Below are 24,577 nucleotides of genomic sequence, written 5' to 3'. Positions count from 1 at the left end.
CTTTAAAATACAAAACGCCCGATGAAGTACATCGAGCGTTTTAGTTAAAAAGTGTCAACCCATATCAGGACGGGTCAGTAAAACGATAAGAACGAGTATGCCGAACATTGAGATCATTCGCTTTAATCACTTCACTGCGCGCAAAAGTGAGCGTTACACTGCAACACATAATGGGTTATATATTGTTGAAGAAGGTGCCCTATTAGTTCATCAACCTAATGGTGAGCAATTTGAACTTAAAGCCGGAGATTTCACACTCTATAACTCCGCAGATCTGAGCAATGCAGAAGCCGTCTCTAGTGACGGAGGCTTTAAAGCACTGGCTTTAGTCTTCAATCCAAATATATTCTGTGACTTTAAGAAAGCGCACCCGATGCTACGTTCCAAAACGGAAGAAAGGCGCTTCTATCCTTTTTCAACGCAATCCAGTAGCGAAGTAGCACAATTGAAGGACATGTTGGTTAAGTTAGCGAGTCGCAATGCTCCAGACTACACACAAAGCCATATCGCAATGGCATTGCTGTCGTTGATGGTTGAGGTAGAGCCAAACATCCTATCTATCATAGATGATGCAAGTAGCCTGAGCGACTCTCAAAAAGCCATTAAGTACATTGAGGGTAATATTGAAAAAGACATCACGCTAGAAGGCTTAGCGGCTCATATGAGCATGTCCATCGCAACCTTAAAACGTCGCCTCGCCGCAGATGATCTTTCGTTTTCTCAGATATTAAAGGTGAAACGGATAAACTTCGCAGCAACCCAACTGCGCAAGTCAGAAAAATCAATAACAGAAATAGCGTTTGAGTCTGGTTTTAAAAGTGCAGCGCATTTCAGTACAGCATTTAAATCCGTTTACAACATGACCCCCAAAGACTTTAGAAACCAAGTTGTTAGGCCTAAAGTATAAATCATGTCGGCATTCGCATCCGTTGGGCTCACCCTATTCCCAAAAACACGCTTGAGGATCGCGCTCCAACTCGTTGAGTAAGTCCTCAAGCATTCGGCTAAATGGAAGTGGCTTATAAGGCACCCACCTTAACAGCTCGTTGTGATATGTGGGAACATAGAAATACCAAAGTTGGTTGTCCTCATCAAACATGATCTTCGCGACGGGAGAAGTATACTCGCTATGCTGGGAGTCGAGGAGAAAATGCGCCCGATGAAGCTCAACGCCATTTTCTACTAGCTCATAGAGGCACTTGCCCTGTTCGACAGGCAAGTTAGCATTACGCGCAGAGCAGAGCGATTGAACTGATTTGTATAAACGACTTGTCGCCATTTGGGACACTGACATCAACGTTCTCCCGATGGATGATAGTTAGAGCTGTCGATCCTAGTATATAGCCTTTACATCATCACCGATGGTAGTTATCTACCTAACTCAAGTATAAGATAGCTATATTATCATTTGCCCAGATTATCATCTCAATCCACTTGGAAACGCTAGCTCCATCACCTCTTGACTAGAAACAATTCCCCTGTTTAGCGCTAACAGTTCACAAAAGTGTAACCTGACCGCAATATCATAAACTCTGCTTTATCCCGTATATGGAGTTTAATATGTTACGTTTTACTGTGGCGACGTTATTGGCCATAGCAGTCTCCCTCCCTACCATTGCAAAAGAAATCAACATCTCGGGTTCAACTTCGGTTGCTCGTGTGATGGATGTACTTGCTGAGGAATACAACAAAACACACCCAGACGATTACGTTGCTGTTCAGGGCATTGGTTCGAGTGCTGGTATCACCATGGTCAATAAAGGAGTAGCCGAAATAGGCATGAGCTCTCGCTATCTGACTGAAAGCGAAAAAGGTGAAGATCTCAATGTATACCCTATCGCTTATGATGGCCTCGCTGTTGTTGTAAACCGTACCAACTCTGTAGAAAACCTTTCTCAGCAACAGCTGTTTGATATTTACAAAGGTAAGATTAAGAATTGGAAAGAGGTCGGGGGCACAGATCAGCCTATCGCGGTGGTTACTAGAGAAGCGTCTTCAGGTTCACGTTACAGCTTCGAAAGCTTGCTGGGACTGACCAAAATCGTTAATGATCGCCTTGTCTCGGATATCAGCCCAAACAACTTGGTTGTAAACAGCAACAGCATGGTAAAAACCATTGTTAACCATAACACTCGCGCCATTGGTTTTATCTCTGTAGGGTCAGTAGATCGCTCGATCAAGGCGATTCAGTTAGATGGTATTGACCCAACGTCGACAAACATTAGCAATCATAAGTACAAGTTGGCGCGACCATTCCTAGTGCTATACAAAGTAGATAAGATTAGCGATGCAGGTAAAGGTTTTATCGCTTTCCTTCGTTCAGAGCAGGGACAAAAAGCGATTGCAGATTACGGTTATACGCCAGTAAAAAACTTTAATCAGTAAAAATAAAAAAGAGAGCACCTTGATGCTCTCTTTTCCTATGTAGTGTTCTCTCCGGTTTCGGAATTAGAAATGCAGTTGAATTACAGAGACCACAACCGCACCAGGTCGACGAATACCTTCAATTTCCACTTTAATTTCGCGCTCAATCTCCAAACCTTTTTTGATTGGCGTTACTTTTGTTAACGTGCTGACTGCACGAACATTATTGCCTGCTTTGACAGGGTAAGGGAAACGAACTTGGTTTAAACCCAAATTAACTACCATTTTAGCTGTTGGGAACATTGGCTTTTCTGGATCGACTGAATCCGTCAGTTTAGGCAGCAATGCTAATGTTAAAAAGCCATGAGCGATAGTTGTCTTAAATGGAGATTCAGTTGAAGCACGCTCTGGATCAGTATGAATCCATTGCATGTCTTCCGTTACCGCACCAAATTGGTTAATACGTTCTTGAGACACATGAACCCAATCACCAGTGTGAATAACTTCGCCAATTTTTTCACTTAACTCGTCATAAAGCTTTTGAGCCTCAGGTGCCATTACGATCGGTGCAGGTTGAGGTGCAACTTCTTCGTTGACGGCTGGCTGCTGGTGATCACGAACTTTTGAGAAAAGAAAGCTATTTTGAGCTTTCCCCAAAAAGTCACTCCAATAATCGCGTAACGTTGGAGACATCCAATTCATAAACTCGGATTGATGAGCAGAAATCGCATCAACTTTGTCTTTAAATAGATTTGTGACCTTCATAAACACCCTTAAGAATTCTAAGCACAACTGGCTATACCAGTTAATTTTGAATTAGTTCACAAAGTCTTGCAAATACTTTCGGGCGAACACATGTACCCTAAAAGCATGTTATGTCTTATATATCAGCAAGATAACAATAAAACACCATTTTATTGACGTGCGCCAATATAAAGTAAAAACTCTACAAATTGGTACTTTTTGTCCCTTTTTCACTCCGTTTTCAAACTGTCCAACATCACATCAGTGATCATAAAACAAGCAAACAGTACTTCTATTATAATTCAGCACTTTACAAGTTGGACTATGCTCCTTATTATACCGCCCACAACGGAGAGATGGCTGAGTGGTTGAAAGCACCGGTCTTGAAAACCGGCATACGTTAATAGCGTATCTAGGGTTCAAATCCCTATCTCTCCGCCATTTTTCTTACGCATTAAGCCCTTGATTTTCAAGGGCTTTTTCGTATCTACAGTACTGCAAATCACTTTCATGACAATGAGGTGAGACAATGTACTTACAAAAAGCGCCCAACGGCGTATATCAAACCCGCATTTGCATCCCTAAACTACTACGTGAGTTTGGTTATCCTTTCGATATCAAAGTTAGTCTTTTAACTAAAGAGCGCTCAGATGCAATAGAGCGCAATTTTAAAACAGCTTCTTGTATTAAAGGAGCCCTGAGTCTGATCGACCATAATCAACCTCCTCTTTTTTCAGTGTTTAAAGCAACGCTTGATAAGAGAATTGAAGCTCTACGTTTCTCATTTACGTCGACTGCTGGTCAATCTTATTCAAAGATATTTGAAGCGCCGCCAGAGCTTATGGAGCACTTCCAAAATGACATATATACTGACTTACCAAGTGAAGTTGACTTAACAAATCTTGAAGAAACTGATCCTGAGATTAAAAGCGTTCCGACTAAAGTGATTCCTTTTTCGAAATTGCTTGAGCGATTTCTAGAAAGTAAAAAGAAGCGCAATGTGCGTCAACTAACAGTTCATCAGCTCAATCAACGTATTTCTCACTGTATCAACTTTCTTGAAACACAAAATGTGAATCGCAATACAGTCTGTATTTCTGACTTAGAAGGCTATATTGATCTACTCTATTCGGAATCACGGTCATCAAAAACTAATAAAGATTACTTTTCGGCTGTAAAACAGTTTTTCAAATGGCTGAAATCAAAGAAGTATATTCTAGAAAACCCAACGGAAGATCTCAATCCGAAGTTCAAAAGCCAAAAACACGTTAGTGAACAACGTGATCGTTGGACTGATGAAGAACTCTCTCAACTAATTCAAAGCCCTGAATTCGTTCAAGCATCATTAGATTTTCAATGGATAAGCAAGCTACAGCTCTTTCATGGACTGCGAACGGGAGAAGCATGCCAGCTCTATATACAAGATATCGTTCTTAACACAAAAATTCCGCACATTAAAATAACGGATCAGTCAAAAGATCAACACTTAAAAAACGAGCATGCTGTTCGTTCTGTTCCACTACATCCCGCTATCCATGAAGACTTCGTACTTTTCTATAAAAGTCGCCTTCATAAAGGTAATGTCCCTTTATTCAATTATCCTCCGCTTGGAAAGGATAAAGATTGGACAAAAACATATCGCACCCAGTTTGGAAAGCTTCAAACCAAGCTAGGTATGCCTGCGGGCAAGCGTCCAACAGCGTATGGATTGCGACACACATTTATCGATGAACTTAAAGAGCAAGATGTAGCAGAACATAGCGTTGCCGAGGTTGTTGGTCATACCAACCCGAATATGACCTTCGGTCGGTATGGGAAGAAACATAAATTAGAGAAATTGCTTGAAATCGTTAGCACGTTCCAAATGGATCTAGAGGGGTAATTATGCAAGAACTCAGTCAATCGCTACGAAAAGCTATTGTTCTAGCACTCGAAGAGGGAGCTTCATACCGCGATCAACTCGATCTATCTCGCTTTCTAGCAATGGGGGTTGCGATGGAGCAGATTCACCTTATTGATACAGCGATATCTCTGCTACAGATCCATCCTTATTTGAACCAACACGACTTTGAATCAAAGTACGGTGTACAAAAGGTTCAGCTTACGATTGGCAGCGTGAGTAGCTTTAAGAACCTTCTCAGTCTAGAGGAATATACTTATCGCGACTGGTTAAAAATCAATAAGCTGACTGAAGATGAACCTCTTTGCTTACCATATTTGGTGTATCAATATTTCTCAGACGAAATTCGTCGCGATTTTATGAACGGTGCTTATCTTGTGGATAATCTACAAATCCAACTCGGCTCCAAGCAGTTAAATAGCTTCAGATTTAAGTGTGGAACTACTGTTGGTATCCCGACAGATGTATTTGACATCATGATCTTTATTTTGATTTCGCGTTTTGGTAGGTACACAGGCTTTAAAATGAACTTAACTGACTCGGTACTGCATCTTTTCTCGCATACAGATAGCGTTGATATAGAAGTCCGTACCTATGCAACCGAGTTTTCGCATCGTACACAACATTCTGTATGCCTTATAGATGATCTCAACGAATCCAGTCCAATGCGCAAAGTGCGAAAGATTATCAAACTGGAGGAGTTTTCCATTTTTCACAAATGTAACTCAAATCGTGAGTTACTAGACTTGTTAGATTTTAGCTGAGGGGAAAAATGATGACTAACCAAGACGGTTCGCCAAAACTTACTTTAGATATAATGCAGCAAACTCTTCAACAAAAGTGTGTCGCCTCGGTGCTGCTGGGTGAAAATGGTACGTTACTTATGCAGTATGGCGACCACGTTAAAGTATATGAAAATGATACATCAGCGTTTAATGCAGCGAAGCTATTAAGGCTAGTATCTTCAGCACTGTAACCCTAATATTTATTCTTCTATGAACCCCATAAGACGTAGTGTTGTTATTTGCACTATGTCTTTTTTTGTGTGATTCAAATCACATTTATTACATTTAATGGTAAACATTGTAATCTTGCAAGGGCAGAAAATGCGATGAGTTAGTTAGCACTCACACTTATAAATATCAATAAGTTACACTATGAAAAATATTTCAGATATGTATATTTTTCTTTATTATACATGAACTTACACAAAAGTTAACAGTGTGTGGCTATTGTGTGAAAATAGACATTGTGGTTTGATAATAAGCAAATAAACCAAAAGACCATTAGAAACATAATAAGGCTCCGACAGAAGAGCTGCCCCTTTAATGGCCTGTAACTTTATAGGTCGAAAAATGAACCCTACGGAAAAAAATCAAAAATCGCCTCGCCTTAAATCTCGAATTCAGAAAGGTCGTAAAGGCACCCGCAAGTCTGACATTTCATTAAACAAAGATGATTACCCGCTAAGCTCAGTCGCCCAAGCTGTTTGTCATGAGCTAAATACTAAAGCGCTTGTTGTTGCTGAATCAACACTGAACGGAATGAAGACTCACGGTCGACATATCATCCTAAACTTAGGTGATAAACCACTATCTGAACTTACAATCGAAGATATTGATGAACTCAAAATCACACTTCTCACACAAGGCAAAAAAGGCAAGGTCATTAACGGTTGTTACACTATCTTACGAGCCGTCTGCGCTAAAGCTTGTTCCTCCGAACAGCAGAAAAACGACCTAATGGAAAAAATCAAAAACCTGAAAGTTGTCAATGATGATCCATTCCCATTCACTGAAGATGAAGTACGTCAATTACTGTTGACTGATACCGACAATGAGATGGCAAAAGACATGGCTTCTTTTGCCATTCTAACGGCATTACGTATCAGCGAACTCATTTGTACTTGCTGGGAAAATATCGAGTTTTATACAGAGGACGGGATTGAAAAGTGTCGACTATACGTTGATTTAGCTAAACCATTAAACAAATACAAAGTAACTAAAACAGAAGAGTCTGAACGAACAATTGAGTTATCAGCAGAAGCCGCTCAATTACTCCGCAAACTCGAACGACTAACGGGTGATAAAGCTCCAATAACTATTGACGTTGTACAACGAGATAACATCACAGTTAAACGAGAAAAACGCAGGTTTGTTTTTTTTAATGAGCAAACTGGTCACCCGTGGTTAAACCCCAAGCAATTCGCAAAACAGTTTTTTACTGGGTTTCTCAAAGAAGCAGGCGTAGCACATCGAGGCCCAAATCAATTGCGACATACGGGAGCGTCGATACCTTTTAATCGTGGAGTCAGTGTAGCTTGGATAGCGGAATTACTCGGGCATCGAGACGTCAGCATTGTAGAAAAGCATTATGCGAAACGTAATAAGGTGAGTTTGAAGAAAGAGCAAGTCAAAGCAGATAGGACAATAGCAGAACTATTTAAAACGGGTGATTCAAACAGCATTGTCGTACCCAATGGCATTGTTGAAACTAAGCAAGCAGCGCAGTCCATTGCCAGTGATGACAAAGCATTTATACAAAACTTACTCGAATTGGCACGTGCTGCAAAGAATGATGAACACAGAGAGCAAATCTACAAAATTATCGACGATACGCTGAAAGGTGGACAGTAATTATGAATACTACTTTGTCTTCCTCTCTTCCTGCCTTACTCAGTCAGGAAGAAAGTCTTGTATTGCTCCGTGAAAGATTCAGCTCTGAACTGGAAAAAAATGGGTACTCGACCGAAAAAGGTAAAACCATTGATGAGTATGCCTCAGCATTTAGCGATTCAAACACAGCACCCACTTCAGCAAAAGCGCTTCAAAAGCGTGTTGGTGGTGATTTTAGGCGAGTAGCGATCGCTTTCAAAATACTAAGGAAAGCGACAAAACCAACTACTATCGTTCGTAATAAAGCGCTGTGGTTTGTTGACTCTGAGCAGCGACTGACTTCTGCACTTCAAGCCGAAATGTCTATCGTTTGGAAGGCTTTCGATGGTGAGGTTCAACAGCTCGTTAGCGCCCATACCCAAGAATCTCTTAAGCAAATTGATGAATTAGAAAAAGAAAACAAAGAGCTTGTTGAGTTCATTGACGAATTGCAAAAGCAGATACGGCAAACTGATTCACAGAGTCAAAAGTGCAATGAGTTAGAAAATAAACTTGCTCAATCAGAGCAAGTTGCTTCTGACTATCGGTCTCGAATTGACCACCAACAGCAAAAGCTCGACACGTTACTGTTGGTAAACCACGAGCTTGTGGTTGAACGCACTCGCGCGAAAATGTTAGATGAGCATATCGCTTCATTAACTCGCGATAAAGAACGCCTACAAGAACACAACACAAAACTTATCGAAAGTCTCACGACCACTCATCCTGATTGGTATTTCGGCGATTTGAGTGAGGCAGATTCCAGCTTATCTGAAGAATTCCATGTCGACGACGGTGTGGAAAATTGATGTAAAAGCTAAAAGAGCAAGGTTACCCCAACCCCGTATGAAAAATTTCATCGGGTTGGGAGTCTAAGCTGCTGCTTAGGAACGCTTGGGCTGCGCCCAACCCCCTTAATTAACTACCCCAAACAATAATCAGACCTAAAGAATTAGGCACCAAAATATGACTAGAAAATACAAGAAAAAGCAGATAGCAGAGTACTATCTTAACGATCCAAAGCTTACCGAATTGTTCGAAAAATCACTTGATAACTGTGTTGAGCACAACATTAAAATCAGCAAAAACCGTTTGAAGAAAGAAACTGGTTTAAATTCCTCTGAAGTTGATGCGCTTTATCATCATTATTGTGAAGCAAAGAGTACTCGTATAGAAATGAACTGTACGCTCTTAGATAAAAAGATCTGGAAATACAAAGCTGAGCAAGCAGGAAAAACGGTGTCTCAGATTGCTTCTGAATCACTGCATAAAACTAGAATTATCGTTCCATTCGCAGAGCAGACAAGAAAGGAAATGCTTGGTGTTATTAATGAACGAGTACGCTTTAACTCTTTGCTCAATCAAACTGTTAGATGGTGTAACACCCACAAGTCTGGTGCTGAAGCTATTCAAATACTTCTTGAGCTGAACCAACTTAATAAAGCCTTTGAGCAGCATGACTTACGTGTCATGAATATTCTAGCGAAACCACATGTGGATCACTATTACCGTGTAACTAAAGTAGACCCGTTATCGGTGGAAGCATGGCAGTAATTTCATTTTTTCGAACCAGTGGTGTTGGACAACCTGATCCACAAGCTGCAACTAACTACCTGTATGGTCCTTTATGTAGCCTCACTGAAGAACAAAAGCAAATTTACAGTGATGCTTATCAAATGCGTAAGTCAGCGAGAGAAGCGAACGACACACAAACCGAGTGGGAATGCGACTACATTCTCCAGCAGCAAAAAGGAAAACGTAGAGAACCACCACCAGAATCAATTAACGGGAACCGAAAAGCTGTGGAATATGCAATTGAGCATAACCCACATAAACACAAATACGTCAGCGGTGTTATTGCTCATGCGTTTGAAGATACAGAGAAGTTGCAAGCCAATCCAGAGATTGAAGCAGAGTGGCGGGAATTGTTTGAAGAGTTGTGCTTTGCTGGTTTCCCTAAAGATGAGCGACTAATCGACTGGGTGCGTCACACGCACCAAATTAATATTGAAAACCACTTCTTGATACCTAGGATTCACATTGCAACAGGATTGTCATTCAACCCTGCTCCACCTGGGCATGAACAAGACTTCAATCTACTGCGGGATTACTTAAATCTTAAACATGATTTAGTGAGTCCTCTCGATTCTCTTCATAAACGACTTACTCAAGACGGTAACGGCTTTGACAAGCGGCACAAGCTAAAGAAAGCAATCAATGTCTGGATTAAAGACATGATTACTAGCAATCGAGTAAACAATCGCAATGACATTATACAAGCACTAAGTAGCGATAAGTTTAAAGAAAAAGTCGGGGTTACCCATGTTAGTGAATCGAGTAACTTCGTCCGTTTGCACTTTGAAGATAAAAAGAACGTGCGTCTCCATGGTTTTGTGTTTACTGAGCAGTTTCGTTCTAGAGACTCCTTAACCCAGTCCAGTGAGCCATTACAAAGCAAACAAAGTCGACTGGAGGAGCTAAAAGACCAACTCGATAAAGCGATTATTAAACGAGCTAATTACAACAACAGACGTTACGGATTACACAAAAGTAAGCCTGAATTCAATGTGAGCAAAGCGCATTATTTACCTTCGAACTCTCGTTGGACAGCAGCACCAACCTTTTACATACCGCAACCTGAGGTTAATTTTACACACATGCCCGAGTTCAACCCATCCCTCAAAGGTTTTGAGATGGTTAAGCAAATTGAAGAAAGAAAAGCATTAGCTGAACGAAATGCAAAGTTAGCGCTAGAGCAGTATCACGAGCAACAAAAGAGGTTTATCCAAGAATGGATGAGTTTTCTACTCGAAGGGAAAATAGAATATGAGCCATATCGAGAAGCAATTAGCTTCACAAATTACGTCATTGACGAAGAATCAGCAGATTTCAAACGAGCATTTGCTCGCTATGATCGAGACACAGAACGAGTTTTACCTAAACACAATAAGACAAATTCAGGAACAGTATCAACACGAACGCAAAACAATCCTGAAGGACATTATTCAAAACAATCAGCTCATGATGCAGGAATACCAAGCATCTGTCGAAGCGTTACAGGGGCTATCGAAAGCCTCAAACGAAATATCCGCATCCACGAGACAGCAAATAGCGAGATTGGAACATCGATTGAACATGCTGGAAAGCTGGCAGAAAGACAGCGGGACAGCTATCTCGAACTTAGTCGAGCTTTTGAAGTTATAGCTTCTGAACCGAAATTGAGGGATGAACTGAAATCGCGCTTGATTAGAAATGAAACACGTAAAATACCACGCATGAAGAAAGACGGTTTGAGGCGGGTTCTTAAAAAACTAACGAAGCCACAACCGCATGAGCAAAAGAGGTTGGATCGTTAAGTTGAATTGAAATTATGACAACAGAATCTCTTCTAGTAGCCTAGTGCAGATACCATACCCAATAATGTGCTAGTAAGGAGGAGATGTCATCAGCGCCAATTGAAGATCATAGCTTGCTGTGTTTTACCCCTGATAGGGGGTAAACTGATTTTTACCCCCTATCAGGGGTAAAACTATCATCTATCATAGTGATTTGCTCCCCGATACCCCCTTACTTGCCCATGGGTGAACTTCTATGGTTGTTTGTAAAATAAAGACGTGTATTGCGAATCGAGAAGTGTTTGCCCTTTTTAGAGTGGTGGTACGTAACATTTTGAGTCAAAACAATTTGAACAAATATCTCTAGTTCTTCAATATGCGCATAGTTGTTCAACGATCATCAACTTGATACCTTACGTTACTATCTTATAAGTGTGGTCATTCTCGGAGGATAGATTGCAGTGTAAATGTGGGGGGCTGATGGGAATTCAGTGTGAAGTGGGTAATCGTAGTTACATATCTAGCACTTTAGTGTGGAATGGGTGCTATAGAGTACACCGTTATATAGTCTCTGGGTGTGAAAATAGCGCACCTACTCACAACGAAAAAACCAATACCATAATGTACGAATTAAACCAATATGACCACCTAGGTATCAATGACCTAGATGATGTGCGTGGTCTATTAAAGAAGCACGAATGTAGTATTGCACTGATTAAATCACTACCTAAGAATGCCAACGATAAAAACCAAGTATATTTTCATTCAGATGCGAGTCTACTTAACTCTATCTTTGATTTGAGGTTTAGTGATCGAGGTGAAAGTTCAAGTGAAACAAAGCGCTCCTCAGATCCTGGTAAGTTGATTCCACAGGCTGAATTCCACCATTTCTCATGGCTAGATACTGATGGGAACGCGGTAAAAGCTAAGCAGTGTAAAGCTATCGTATATGCTCAGTATCCAGAGGCTAGACTATCAGGATTCCAAACAGTGAATCGAGAAATGCCTCGTAGTATGTCAATTGAATATACTAAACGGACTGATCATTTACCTCGTTACTTAGTTTTAGGTGCGAATCGTTCAGGTCATGCTTTTGCCGTTTTAGTTGTGGATCCCAACGAACGATTTATTGAGCAATTTAATCAGCTTGAAAACTACTTCGGCTCAAAAGTCTGCAAGGCGTTCACTATCGATCTCGGTGATGATAGCGGTACGGAGAAGCTAAAAGAGTTACTGAAAGCCAATGTGGCAGGTAAAACCTTGCTTGGTTGTCGACTCAAGTTAGGTGAAACAGTCCCTTTCACTGGTACACAGGTACATGGGTATACTCTTGAGCATGCTCTGGGTATTGAGCCAAATGCTGACAAGGAAGGTGATATTTTTGGTATTGAGTTGAAATGTTTTACTCGCAAGAAGCTTACCTTATTCACTCCAGAGCCTGATGGAGGACTATATAAGGAGAGTTTTCCTGACTTCATGACGACTTATGGCTACAAGAAGAATGATGTGTATCGATTGACGGGGTTACATAGAGCATACAAAGAAAATGAAAAAACTCAGCTCACGTTAAAAATCCAATGCTTTCACCCCATTGTAACCAAAGATGAAAACGGCAAAAAAACTACTCGTTTTGAGCATGGTCTATATGACCCAAAGAAACCCATTACCAAGCAAATGACGGGAATGGAAGTTGTATTAGAAGATAGACAAGGAAAAATCGCAGCTAGTTGGTCCATCGAGCGCCTCTTAAACTGCTGGGGTGCTAAACACAACGAAGTCGTCTACGTACCTGCAACCAAACTACCAAATGATGAACCCAACAGTTTGGCTGATGGGTATACATTTAAGATAGAGTTTCCAGATGAAGTTCTTTGGTGTCTTAATACTAATGCTGAGAGGCTTTTCCAAGCTATTCATAGCGGTACTGTGTATCTTGATCCTGCACCGAAATTTCATCCAACTGATGCCAAGCAAAGTAAGCGACGCTCACAGTGGCGTATCAATGACATATACAAGGCGTCCAGCGAACTCTATGAAGAGGTTCATTTTATTTCGCTCAATCCTTAATAAAACGTCGCTCAGGCCTATAAAAGGGGATTAATGTGTGATACGTTTGCACACAATATTCCCTTTTTGCTACTTATATGAATCAGTATACAACTTTAAAAGGCGATCAAGAGTTTGAGAGCTATATCGAGCACTGCCATCAAGAAACAAATAAGCTACTTAAACTATTGATTACAATATATGATCAAAAGAACTTAGCCATTAAGTTTCAAGAATTAGGTGGAGAGTTCTGCGAGATCAGCCGAGAGAAACTGAATCGTTGGAAAGCCGACCCTGTAGCCAATCCTATTTCACTTGGTGATAGTTCTCTAAACAAATTGAGAGCAACCTTACTCCCAAAAAAACCTGCTCATTGGGACAACCCAAACTTTACCTTTATTGACTTATTTGCTGGCATTGGAGGCTTACGCAAGGGATTCGAAAACGTTGGTGGAAAATGTGTTTTTACTAGTGAATGGGATGAAAAAGCCAGACGAACTTACTTAGCAAATCATTATGTAGATGAGTCAGAACTGCCATATTTCCTGAATAGTGAGCAGGATGATGGCATGAAAAATACTAACTTCATGGATATCACTCAAATCACTCTAAGTGGTGACCCTGAAGCGACAGAGCTGCAACAACAGGCTAGTATTCTGAAACATATTCCTAAGCATGACGTACTTCTTGCTGGCTTTCCGTGTCAACCTTTTTCACTCGCGGGTGTTTCGAAAAAGAACTCATTAGGTAGAGCGCACGGTTTTGAGTGTGATACTCAAGGTACTCTGTTTTTTGATGTACAGAAAGTACTGGAAGCGCGACAGCCAAAATACTTTGTCCTAGAGAATGTTAAGAACCTCAAGAGTCACGATAAAGGCAACACGTTCGCGACAATCATACGTACGCTTGATCAGGTAGGTTATTGGATAGCCGACATCACCGATGTTGACTCTAATATTGAAGAAGCTATCAAGGTTGTACGTAAGCGCAAACCAGAACCAACCATCATTGATGGTATGAACTTTACCCCACAACATCGTGAGCGCATTGTTCTTGTAGGGGTACGTAAGGATCTCGTAGAAAAGAACCCAGAGTATAAAAAACTGTCTCTCAAAAACATTGAAGTTCCGCAAGAGCGCTTACGTGTTAGTGATATTTTGACCGATCTTTCTGAAGAAGAGACAAAGAAATACACGTTAACACCAAACTTGTGGAACTACCTGTATCACTATGCCCTGAAGCATCAAAGTAAAGGCAATGGGTTTGGGTTTGGACTAGTTGACCCTTCAAATCCTAATGCTGTAACAAGAACGCTTTCAGCAAGGTACTACAAAGATGGCTCTGAGATACTAATTAATCATCAAGAACTCTCTGAACAATATCTTGCTGATAACCGTGAGCATGGCTTTAGAAAGAACAAAGAGCGTCTTGAGTTTTCTACTAATTTTGCTGACCGATATGCCAAAGAAAACCCAGAGTGTACGGAAAAACAGTACAAAGAGATGATTAAGGAAGGCGAAGCTAAATATGACCAAGAACACGGTCGTTATGCCCCTGAGTTTGATCCTATGTATAAAACCCCAAGGCGTTTAACACCAAGAGAATGTGCAAGACTGATGGGCTTTGAAGATGTAAATGATCCTAACAGTGAGTTCCGTATCGTTTGTGCAGATGCGCCTGCATACAAGCAGTTTGGTAACTCTGTTGTTGTTCCTGTTTTTGGTGCCGTGGCTAAATTACTAACTAGCTATATGTAATACGCAACAACCTGTCAGCATTCAAATCATGATGAAAGAAGTCTGACAGGTTGCCTTTATACTTCAACAACATTCTGTCCCAAGATAAACGGACTAATAAGCCTGCTGTAAGAAACTCCTCTTTTCCTCATGCTGAAGCATAAATCAATCGTTCTCTTTTAGTTAGTACGAGCTTTAATTATTTAACTGCTCCTCAGAGAATACTTATATGCGGATCAAAGCACTTATGCATTTTGTTTGCTATTCTGTTATGCGTTTAAGACAACATATCCATGAAGGTGAGTAACTGTGAGCATACTAAAAACAAAATTTATTAACTGCTACGGTATCAAAAACTTGGTGTACGATTTTGATTTCTCTGGAGGTGGTAGTAAAGCCTTCGGTATATATGCTCCTAACGGATTAATGAAAACTTCGTTTACCCGAACATTTCTCGCTGTATCCGAAGGCAAAGAACCTAAGGAGGAAAGGTTTAATCGACCTACAACTTTTGAAGCTTCCATCGATGGTGAACAATTAAGTAAAGATAATATCTATATACTAAAATCTGAAATTGACATTAATTCTGATGATGAATCAGTTTCAAACTTGCTGATAAATAGGGAAAGCAAAAAGAAGTACGATTCCTTAATCGAAGGTATCAAAAAAACGAAGTCGGCTATGATTTCTAAGCTTCAAAAAGCATCGGGGGTGAAGCAAAAGGATATTGAAGAAACTCTGATGAATGATTTTGAGACACAAAATCTAATCGAAGCACTTTTGGAAGCCAAACGAACAGACGCTACATTTGAGTCAGACATCGTAATTTATGCTGAGGTTTTTGATCCAAAAGCAATTGAAATACTCGACAGTAGTGAGTTTATTTTAAAAGCAAAAGACTTCGTTCAGCGTTATGACGAGGTTTTTGAAAAGAGTGGTGGTCTTTATATTAAGGGGGTATTTAACCCCAATAAAGCTGCTGCTAGTTGTAGCTCTCTAGAAAAAAACATGTTTTTTGAAGCTGGACATACAATTAAAGTAAATGGCGAAGAGTCTGTCATTGGTTTAGATGAGTTCAAACAAAAAATTAAAGATGTAAATAAGCAGCTAGATGCTGATAAACAGCTCAACATACTAAAAACTAAGCTTGCTAAAAACGCACAGACACTGGCACTACAAGCATTGTTAGAAAACACGCCTACTAGTGAAACTGAAGCATTGATCAACCATCTTAACCCAGGAAAAAGAGAGCAATTTAAGAAAGAACTTTGGCGCATGTATATACAACGAAGTCCAGAAGTGGAAGCTTTCTTAGACTCATGGAAAGAAAATAAAGGGGAAATTGAGGCAATTGAAGTACAAGCGGCGAGTGAAGCACCACAGTGGCTTGAAGCAATCGAACTTTTTAACTCCCGATTCATTGATATGCCCTTCAAGCTTGGTTTGTTTAACCAAGGTGATGCCATTCTTGGTAAGTCAAAAGCACTATTGAAGTTTATTTTTGAAGATGGAGGCGATGTCAGGGAGTACAGTCGCAACGAAATTAAAGCTCTTAGTCAAGGTGAGAAGAGAGCTTTGTACTTACTGAATTTTATTTTTGATGTTGAAATTCTTAAGAGAAAAGAACAACCAACATTTTTCATTATTGATGATGTCGCAGACTCGTTTGATTACAAAAATAAGCATGCAATCCTTCAATATCTAGATGACTTGACTAAGAATGATAATTTTTATCAGATCATACTCACCCACAATTTTGACTTCTACCGTTCGCTAACACAATTTATTAGAAGAAATCGATGCTTGATGGCGAATCAATCCAATGAATCCATAAGCTTAGAGGTGGCGAATGGAGTAAATAACGTGTTCATCGGTCTATGGAAAAGCAAAATTACTACTTCCAATTCGATAATGTATTCATGTGTTCCATTCACACGCAACCTGATTGAGTATATTAAAAGTGAAAAACATGAAGACTATCTTGCCCTAACGAAGTTACTTCATTGGAAAGAAGGGTCAGATCAGTTTACTGAAGGACAATTTTATGCTTTATATAATCGTACGTTTGGTACAGAGCATGATGAAACTAGTCCACAAAAAATGATAGATATTCTACTATCAACTGCCAACGAAATTGCTGATTCAAAAGAGGTTGAAGGACTAAACTTACAAGATAAAGTGTTGATGTCGATTGCTATTAGAGTTCTTGCGGAACGTTATATTACAGATAAACTTCGAACCAAAAAATCCGATCCTTCTTACTGGAGCGTTCAAAAAGCCTACGGTAAACTCTTAAGTAATGAGTTTGAACCAGCTTTCCCTTCTGACCCTTCACTGCCTGTATTAAAAAAAGTTAGTGTGACAGTTTGCTCAAATATTCATTTGAACTCTTTCATGTATGAGCCCATTTTGGATCTTACAATCGAACACTTGATTTACCTGTACAAAGAAGTCCGACAGTTAACTTAAGTCAGTCCGCTCAGCTCTGATACTATGTGATATGTAAATATAGAGAGTTGAGCGAATATTGACTTTTTTCAAATGACATGTAATATCACTAATAAGTCAATTGACTTAGACACTTGTAATCGATTTGCAGCTTGAGTGTCGAAAACTCTTTTATATTCAAGGGTTTGCAAAGGATTTTTAGCGAGCGATAGGGTTCAAATCCCTATCTCTCCGCCACTTATTTAGAGAGCTCGCATTTATTGCGAGCTTTCGTCATTTTAGCTCTTAAAAAACGAGATTTAGAAATCCTCGCTCGTAAACGAATCCGGCACTTCACTATATTCCAGTTAAAAGCCCGCTAATGTTTAGCGGGCTTTTAACTTCGATTTTCTAAAGTTTAAGCAAACTTCTTAATCATTTCAGACAGGTCATTGGTGCAATTTTGCACTTTGGTGTTCATATGATTCGTTTCAGTCATCAGTTCATACGATTCACTGTACTTTAAATTAAGCGACTGGATGTTTTCATTTATTTCATCCGTTACATAAACCTGCTCTTCTATCGCGACCGCAATTTGTTGGTTTCGTTCGACGACGTCCTGAACAAGGGATTCCAATTGTTGAATGCTATCCAAAGCAGTACCTAACAATGTTACCGTTCCGGTCGACATTTCGTTACCTTTCTCTAACGCAGAAACCGCTGATTTGCTCCCATTTTGAATCCCTTCAATGGCCGATTTAATCTCTGTTGTCGATTCCTGAGTTCTTTTAGCTAAGGTTCTCACTTCATCTGCTACAACGGCAAACCCTCTGCCTTGTTCGCCTGCCCTCGCGGCTTCAATAGCAGCGTTCAACGCTAATAAATTAGTTTGTTCGGCAATACCATTGATGACTTCAACAACAGTTCCAATTTGCTCGGTTTGTTGGTTCAAACGTATGACCACTTTAGATATTTCGCCGAGCTCACCCACCAACTCTAAAACCGATTGGTTAACATTATCGATAACGCTACGGCTGTCTATCATCGTATTTTGCGCTTCTAACGTAGCCTCGGCGGTCGCTTGAGCATTATTTGATATCTCAGATGAAGAGGCTTGCATCTCGTTGACCGCTGTTGCGACCGAGTCAATCTCCACTTTCTGTGCGCTTAAGTTCTCCGTCACTTGCTGGCTATTTGTCGCAGCACTGTTAGCACTTGCGCGCGTTTCTTCGCAAGAGTCTTTTACAGACACGCCAACGCGCCCCAATAGCGCATTTGCAAATTGCTTACGCATCTTCATACCCAGCTCAATCTCAGCCAGATCGTTGATTCTTCCGCAATAAATATATTCCATGAGTGGATTATTGAAGTCTTGCCTAGCCTGTTTAGCGAGCTTCTCAACTGGTCTGGTTAATACATAAATAGAGAAAACGGAAAGTAACGCAACAACGCCAAACGCTATCACTGGTGATTGATTCATTTGTAGAATGAGTAAGCCAAGAAGGTTTGAAATTAAAAGGAAGAAGGCCGATCTCATCCACAAACGTGTACGAGGAAGATACATTTTCCACGGCTTACGATTATTTCGAAGCTTCGAATACGCTTTTTCCGCTCGCTGGATGTGTATACGCTCAGGTTTAAATCTCACTGATTGGTATTCCACAACTTCACCATTAGATTTTATAGGAGAAGCAAACGCGTCAACCCAATAATAGCCGCCGTTTTTACGTCGATTTTTGACCATTCCCATCCAGTGTTTGCCAGTTTTCAGGTGAGTCCATAAATCTTTAAAAGCCTGTTTTGGCATATCAGGATGACGCACAACATTGTGGGGTTTACCAATAAGCTCCCCTTCATCAAACCCCGCTACTTCATTAAAGTTTTCACTGGCATATTTGATGTAACTGGAGGTATCGGTAATGGAAACTAGGCTGTAACTCGAGGGGTAATCGTATTCCGTTTCACTCATAAACATGTGTCCTTACATTGAATTAATTAACAAACGGCAAATATGAACTTATCGGCATAACATTCACATGCATAATGATAGATTGATTCAAAAATAAAACAAAATTATTGACAAGCTTACTTGTTACTTAATGACTCTAGTCGCATTTTTATCCTCTAATACAAGGCTTCGTTAATATGTACAAGACTGAGCACTGTTCAAAATTAATACACAAAAGCGCTTCCGTACTGAGTTCGTAAATTGTTATAAGTAATCCACTAAAGCGAAAACAAGGAAGACAAACACAATGACTATTCACTTTCGTCAGCTTGCAGCTAAGAGAAACACGACACACTTGTTTATTGACGATTGGAAAATTAACACTCAGCAGTCTTGGGGGATATTCAGCGCGGATGGAGATATTGGCTCTCTGCTTGGAGACCTTATTTGTGATGAAATATCACCAAATAGTGGGGAAATTGAGCTAAATGGGCTGTCCGTTGCGCAAGTGTCGTTATCAGAGCAACAGCGATTACTGGAAAGAGAATTAGAAAAAGATGATACGGATTTTCTTGATCGTATCGACCAAGGAAGCACTGTTTATTCATTAATCCTAGAACAGAGCCAAGACACTAACTTAACTGAACAGCTAGTTAATGATCTCGACCTAAGTCATCTTAGAGATAGTGGCTTCCGTGTTCTCTCTACCGGAGAAACCAGAAGAGTAATGCTCGCCCGAGCTTTAGCCACACAACCTGACTTAGTATTACTCGATAATCCATTTACTGGCTTAGATATTGCGCACCGAGCTGCTCTCGCTCGCTATTTACACTCGCTTTCTCAAAATGTGCAACTACTCATAACCTTCTCTCGCGAATCTGACATGCCTGAGTGGATCAATAGCATCGCGCTTTTCAGTGCAGGAAAGCTTGATAGTACAATGGATAAGTCCAGTTGGGATAATCATCCAATCATTGGACAAATAAAATCTCAGTCAGAGCAACAGAGTGAAGAAATGATAAGCTTGATACGTCAGCATCAGCACTCGACGCCATTCAACAACCCAATATTTGAACTAAAGAATGGGGCTGTCGAATACACCGATAAGAAGATTTTTACTGACTTGAACTGGCGCATAGACAAGGGCCAACATTGGCAGGTCAAAGGCCCAAATGGTTGTGGAAAGAGTACCTTACTTGGATTGATCTTTGGCGATCATCCGCAATGCTACAGCAATGACATTGATATTTTTGGTAAAAAGCGTGGTACTGGCGAGACAATCTGGGAAATTAAGCAGCATATCGGCATGGTGTCTTCAGCGCTACACCTCCAATATCGAGTCAATTGCAGCGCATTAGAAGTCATTTTGTCAGGATTTTACGATTCGATTGGGTTGTATAACCAGCCAACTCGCAAAGAGATGAATATTGCAAACGAGTGGCTCGATATCTTACATATGAGCCAGTACAAAAAAACCTCATTCAAGCAATTAGAGTACGGTCAGCAGCGACTATTACTGATTGCAAGAGCCATCGTGAAACAACCCACATTATTGATTTTGGACGAGCCGTATCAAGGGTTAGATTTTTTGGGTAGACGGTTAGTTAAGAACACACTTGAACTCATCGCTAGAGAGAATTTAAGCCAACTATTGTATGTGTCTCACTACCAAGAAGACCGCTTAGATAGCATCAAAAATGAGTTAGAGTTTGTGTTTGATGAAAATGCTCAATGTTATAGAGCTAACGTCTACCAATCATAATGACTTCGCTGCGCAAGCTGCTCATAAGGTAATGGTTTGGAGTACAGGTATCCCTGATGATATCTCACTCCCATCTTCTTTAAGTGTTCAGCTTGCGCTATGGTTTCCACGCCTTCAGCGATCAATTGTACTTGTAATTCTTCCGCGAAGTGAACCATCGCTTTTAAGACAGAAGCACTAAGGCTAGGAATACCAATGGTTTCGACAAAGCACTTATCGATTTTTAAGTAATCTATGCGCATGTGCTGTAGAAATGCTAACGAGGTTTGGCCAGTTCCAAAATCATCGATCAGCACATCAATACCATGCACTCGCAGCGCTGCAATGCATTTTCTCGCCTCTGAATCAATGAGCTGACGCTCCGTTATCTCTACCCCTAATGAGACTTTGTTTCGGCTCAACTGTCTGTCGAGCAATTGAATTTTTCTGATCGCGTTTGGTCCGACTAAATAACCAGGCGGCACGTTAATACCAAGGTGGACAGGCTGATCAAAGCCTAATTTACTGAAGTCCTCTGCCGCTTTATCCAGAACGAAATCAGTAAGTAAAAAAACCAATCCACTTTGCTCTGCCGCAGGGACAAACTCATCCGGAGAAATGAACCCCTTACTTTGATGCTCCCATCGCACTAGCGCTTCAAACCCGAATAACTGGCCGGTATCAACGTTAACTTGCGGTTGGTAATACAGGGTCAACTCTCCTCTTTTTATCGCTCTTTTAAGATCCAGTATCAAATTGCGATGGGGATCAATAAACTTATTCAACGCATACAAGCAAAGGTAGATAACGAAAATAATTGGAATTGAGTACAAAAAATAGGAAAGTGTTCTCTGTTTGACGAAAAGATCGCTGGCTTCGCTCAAAGCTTCATACTCAAACATTTGCGACGATTTGATACCGATAGGATTACTTCCCGCTCTTAATGCTCCTTCAGGTGAAACTTGATCATGGATAAACAGCGCAGAGCGTTTTAGGCGTAAATCGTTGTTAAACCCTATTGTTGCATTAAAGTAGTCATGATCGATAATCGTTACGGCTTGATAACCCCGCTCTCCCTCCGTTACCACAAGCAAGAACTGATCGTACAAGCTATCAACACTACCAAACGCTAGCGTTTGTCCCTTAGGAAAGGTGATGTGCTCAGCTAACGGTTTAGAGATACTTCCCAATTTCGAAGAACAAGTAATGACTCCCTCTTTCACAATGAGCATTTCTTCAATATCTCGTTCAAACATTAAGCTTTGCTGGAGCTCTTCACATCGTTCAGGGTGTAGCAACGCCGTGCGGTTTTCTGTCTCTATTTGGAATAAAATTTCATCTGCAATTTGCACATTTTTTTCTAATAAATGATTGAGATTGTTTTGCACGCTTTCACGAGCTAAATACAAAACCTCTCCAATAACCAAGGGAATAGGCAGAAGAAAAATGATGGCTTTTTTAAAAATCGCCTTATTCAGCATATAAAAGTAACCTTTTATAAAACCGATTTACTGAGATGGTACCTCGATTCCGATACCCGCTAGCAACTCACGTTTTTTAACATTATTTGTTTGGATTAACTCAGTATGCGAAACGCTGAGTAATACCGCAAACTAAACAATGTCTTATTCACTCCTGTTCCAATTTAGTATCAAGCGCCTCAAACCTGAGACTTTAATTCGACACCATGTTATGTCTATCGGTACTTGCGAAATTCTTTACCTGTCTGTTTCTCATCATGTAAGAATTACCCATTAAAATTATTTTTCTTTTCTCAGTGATTAAGAATTATATTTGTCGTAACTCCTACAACACGTTACAACACTCTCATGACGACAAACAAAGCTAATGCTAACCAGGTAAACGAAAAATCACTGCAGTTGTTAATGCAAGTTGCAGTTAGTCCGTTCCCAGTTTCGGCGAAAACGCTAAGCGAGCAATTGAACGTTCCTTTAAGCAGCCTTTACCGACACTTAAAACTGCTTAAAGAGTGGAATTTGATCGAAGAAAGCGTTCACGACAAGACATTTGTCGTTGGTCCGGCGGCATTATTACTCATGCACAGCTATGAGACCGCGCAACATGGGCTCGACATGGTCGAAACCATACTGGCTAGGTTGGTACAACAAACCGGGGAAATGGCCGCTTATATGGTACCAGCTGGTTATCGTGCGCTTTGTGTCAGACAGAAAGAAAGTATGCAGGCGCTGCGTTGCAGCTTCGTCCAGGGTCAAAGTCAACCTCTGCTGCGCGGTGCCTCATCTAAAGTGATGCTCGCTTTTATGCCTCAAAGTCGATGCGAGAAAATCTTGAGATATTTTAATCAAGATCACCGACGCGACGAGTGGGAAAAAGAGCTCACAACCATCCGTAAACACGGATATGCCGTCAGTACTTCTGAGATTGACCCTGGTGTTTCAGGTATTAGCGCACCGGTAATGAAAGGAAGCAAACTGATTGGCGCAGTCTCGGTGATGGCTCCGGCCCACCGAGTCGAAAAGGACAAGCAGCGCATTATTTTACATGTACTGCAAGCGGCAAGGGCACTACCACCAGAAAGGTAATTCATCATGTTAAGCTTTTTCAAACGCTATAAACTCCATCACACAGTGAAGCAGCCGCAACATTACCCTTTTTCTTTTATGACAGTGTGTGAGTATTTGCCACCCATGTCTAAGGGCGCGTTTGAATTAGCTGATCAAAGTTTGGAAAATGCTAGTGATTGGCTTTACCAACAACATGATCATGAAACCGCTGAGAACTATGGGCACTTCAACCACGACAAACTGGAGAATGGCGAGTTTCAAGAAGCATTAAGCCTTTCGCTTTCTCGTCACTCAATTCCGGTTTTAGTCACTAACTGTACCGAGGCAATCTTGTCCATGTTACCTGTGGTCGTGTCCTATCGAGACGAAGTGGGTGTCGTAAATATCGGGCATAACATGAACTTGAAGCCGACACTTGAGCCACGCTTAGGCTCTGCATTCCATTTTGCTCTTTCTCGCTATCAAAACGTACGATTGTTTTTTGCTGGCGTCAGTGAGCAAGAGACGAAGCAGGAAACGTGGGAATACGCGGAAGATCAAGGTTGTGATTGGGTGACCGAGAAAGAGTTTTCTTTTCGTCATCGCAATAACGTTAAGCAACAGATCGGCAATTACCTAGACCACTGCGACCAAATAATCATTAGCATCGACCTTGGATCTCTAAAAACCAAAAACAGCCTTGATGGCGCGTCAGAAATTGATATCCAAATGGTTCTACGCACGATTAGGCAATGTCTGGTTGCAGGTAAAGTGAGAGCAATTCAGCTCGTTGGAGATCGAGATTGTCTGGTCTATTCGAGACAAACGAAAGCCATACTAGAAGAGTTATATCAGATGGCTCCACTCATCGTTCACGCTGCCTAGCGTTATAAACATTCAGAATCAGGATCGCTTCCTTCCTGATTCTGAACCAACATGCTTACTTATTATCCTTAACTAACAAATAGTTACACATATAAATCGACACACATCATACTTGCCTCTTGAACTAACCTGACACTTACGTTGTAATAAGGCCGCTAAACTTTGGTATGACATACGAAATAAAAAATAACCAAAGTTCAATAACTAAGCGGCTTCAAAACAAAAAGTACCGCAGCTATTCCAATTTCAGTGAGCACTTGCTCACGCTCGCT

The 24,577-nt window shown here is 40.7% G+C and carries 19 protein-coding genes and 1 tRNA gene; 16 read left to right on the top strand and 4 right to left on the bottom strand.

What is annotated here, in order from left to right; all coding sequences use genetic code 11:
• Positions 1-97 precede the first annotated feature (97 nt).
• Positions 98-907, top strand: a complete 810-nt coding sequence (locus R7P80_RS16835; RefSeq protein WP_053303736.1) for an AraC family transcriptional regulator — start codon at positions 98-100, stop codon at positions 905-907.
• 33 nt (positions 908-940) lie between these two features.
• On the opposite strand, the gene R7P80_RS16830 is transcribed toward R7P80_RS16835, so the two are convergent.
• The gene (locus R7P80_RS16830) at positions 941-1,294 is read right to left on the bottom strand and encodes a DUF3024 domain-containing protein (protein ID WP_017635751.1); all 354 of its coding nucleotides are present in this window, start codon (positions 1,292-1,294) and stop codon (positions 941-943) included.
• Between the two features lie 266 nt (positions 1,295-1,560).
• On the opposite strand from R7P80_RS16830, the gene R7P80_RS16825 reads away from it, so the two are divergent.
• Positions 1,561-2,385, top strand: a complete 825-nt coding sequence (locus R7P80_RS16825) for a phosphate ABC transporter substrate-binding protein (protein WP_158155297.1) — start codon at positions 1,561-1,563, stop codon at positions 2,383-2,385.
• Positions 2,386-2,448: 63 nt separating this feature from the next.
• On the opposite strand, the gene R7P80_RS16820 is transcribed toward R7P80_RS16825, so the two are convergent.
• Positions 2,449-3,129 (bottom strand): MaoC family dehydratase, encoded by a 681-nt coding sequence (locus R7P80_RS16820; RefSeq protein WP_005386198.1) that lies wholly within the window; start codon positions 3,127-3,129, stop codon positions 2,449-2,451.
• Positions 3,130-3,458: 329 nt separating this feature from the next.
• Between R7P80_RS16820 and R7P80_RS16815 the strand changes: the two genes are divergently transcribed.
• The 11 genes from R7P80_RS16815 to R7P80_RS16765 all read left to right on the top strand — a co-directional run bounded on the left by R7P80_RS16815 (position 3,459) and on the right by R7P80_RS16765 (position 17,248).
• Positions 3,459-3,549 (top strand) — tRNA-Ser (locus R7P80_RS16815).
• Positions 3,550-3,637: 88 nt separating this feature from the next.
• Positions 3,638-4,990 (top strand): tyrosine-type recombinase/integrase, encoded by a 1,353-nt coding sequence (locus R7P80_RS16810; protein WP_025552988.1) that lies wholly within the window; start codon positions 3,638-3,640, stop codon positions 4,988-4,990.
• Between the two features lie 2 nt (positions 4,991-4,992).
• Positions 4,993-5,772 (top strand): hypothetical protein, encoded by a 780-nt coding sequence (locus R7P80_RS16805; protein WP_025552989.1) that lies wholly within the window; start codon positions 4,993-4,995, stop codon positions 5,770-5,772.
• 8 nt (positions 5,773-5,780) lie between these two features.
• Positions 5,781-5,984 (top strand): hypothetical protein, encoded by a 204-nt coding sequence (locus tag R7P80_RS16800; RefSeq protein ID WP_130201316.1) that lies wholly within the window; start codon positions 5,781-5,783, stop codon positions 5,982-5,984.
• A gap of 379 nt (positions 5,985-6,363) precedes the next feature.
• Positions 6,364-7,644: a tyrosine-type recombinase/integrase gene (locus tag R7P80_RS16795; RefSeq protein ID WP_025552991.1), complete on the top strand. Its 1,281-nt coding sequence runs from the start codon at positions 6,364-6,366 to the stop codon at positions 7,642-7,644.
• Between the two features lie 2 nt (positions 7,645-7,646).
• Positions 7,647-8,471, top strand: a complete 825-nt coding sequence (locus tag R7P80_RS16790) for a hypothetical protein (protein WP_025552992.1) — start codon at positions 7,647-7,649, stop codon at positions 8,469-8,471.
• Between the two features lie 157 nt (positions 8,472-8,628).
• Positions 8,629-9,216 (top strand): hypothetical protein, encoded by a 588-nt coding sequence (locus R7P80_RS16785; protein WP_225491729.1) that lies wholly within the window; start codon positions 8,629-8,631, stop codon positions 9,214-9,216.
• A complete protein-coding gene (locus R7P80_RS16780) occupies positions 9,207-11,018 on the top strand; it encodes a relaxase/mobilization nuclease domain-containing protein (protein ID WP_225491730.1) in 1,812 nt (603 codons plus the stop codon). Before R7P80_RS16785 ends, R7P80_RS16780 begins: the two co-directional genes overlap by 10 nt.
• A 600-nt stretch (positions 11,019-11,618) precedes the next feature.
• Entirely contained in the window at positions 11,619-13,064 is a 1,446-nt protein-coding gene (locus tag R7P80_RS16775; protein ID WP_025553144.1) for an MvaI/BcnI family restriction endonuclease, read from the top strand.
• A gap of 77 nt (positions 13,065-13,141) precedes the next feature.
• Positions 13,142-14,800 (top strand): DNA (cytosine-5-)-methyltransferase, encoded by a 1,659-nt coding sequence (dcm, locus tag R7P80_RS16770; protein ID WP_130201005.1) that lies wholly within the window; start codon positions 13,142-13,144, stop codon positions 14,798-14,800.
• 288 nt (positions 14,801-15,088) lie between these two features.
• Positions 15,089-17,248: a hypothetical protein gene (locus R7P80_RS16765; protein ID WP_225491731.1), complete on the top strand. Its 2,160-nt coding sequence runs from the start codon at positions 15,089-15,091 to the stop codon at positions 17,246-17,248.
• Positions 17,249-17,624: 376 nt separating this feature from the next.
• Here R7P80_RS16765 and R7P80_RS16760 read toward each other — a convergent pair whose 3' ends face one another.
• A complete protein-coding gene (locus R7P80_RS16760; protein ID WP_033907145.1) occupies positions 17,625-19,175 on the bottom strand; it encodes a PAS domain-containing methyl-accepting chemotaxis protein in 1,551 nt (516 codons plus the stop codon).
• A 286-nt stretch (positions 19,176-19,461) separates the two neighbouring features.
• Here R7P80_RS16760 and modF point away from each other — a divergent pair, with 286 nt between their 5' ends.
• Positions 19,462-20,916 carry a molybdate ABC transporter ATP-binding protein ModF gene (gene modF / locus R7P80_RS16755; RefSeq protein WP_047101539.1) on the top strand — a complete coding sequence of 485 codons (1,455 nt, stop codon included), beginning with the start codon at positions 19,462-19,464 and terminating at the stop codon, positions 20,914-20,916.
• Here the strand turns inward: modF and R7P80_RS16750 are convergent.
• A complete protein-coding gene (locus tag R7P80_RS16750) occupies positions 20,904-22,376 on the bottom strand; it encodes an EAL domain-containing protein (RefSeq protein WP_005375659.1) in 1,473 nt (490 codons plus the stop codon). The two genes, modF and R7P80_RS16750, sit on opposite strands and share 13 nt — an antisense overlap.
• A 348-nt stretch (positions 22,377-22,724) precedes the next feature.
• Between R7P80_RS16750 and R7P80_RS16745 the strand changes: the two genes are divergently transcribed.
• Both R7P80_RS16745 and R7P80_RS16740 read left to right on the top strand, forming a co-directional pair.
• Positions 22,725-23,459: an IclR family transcriptional regulator gene (locus R7P80_RS16745; protein ID WP_005386192.1), complete on the top strand. Its 735-nt coding sequence runs from the start codon at positions 22,725-22,727 to the stop codon at positions 23,457-23,459.
• Positions 23,460-23,465: 6 nt separating this feature from the next.
• Positions 23,466-24,305: an arginase gene (locus R7P80_RS16740; RefSeq protein ID WP_005375657.1), complete on the top strand. Its 840-nt coding sequence runs from the start codon at positions 23,466-23,468 to the stop codon at positions 24,303-24,305.
• Positions 24,306-24,577: the final 272 nt, after the last annotated feature.

The sequence above is a fragment of the Vibrio sp. 2092 genome, assembly GCF_033339635.1.
Lineage (GTDB): Bacteria > Pseudomonadota > Gammaproteobacteria > Enterobacterales > Vibrionaceae > Vibrio > Vibrio alginolyticus.
Note: the sequence above shows the minus strand (reverse complement) of the source record. Positions and strands in the feature narration are given on the sequence as shown.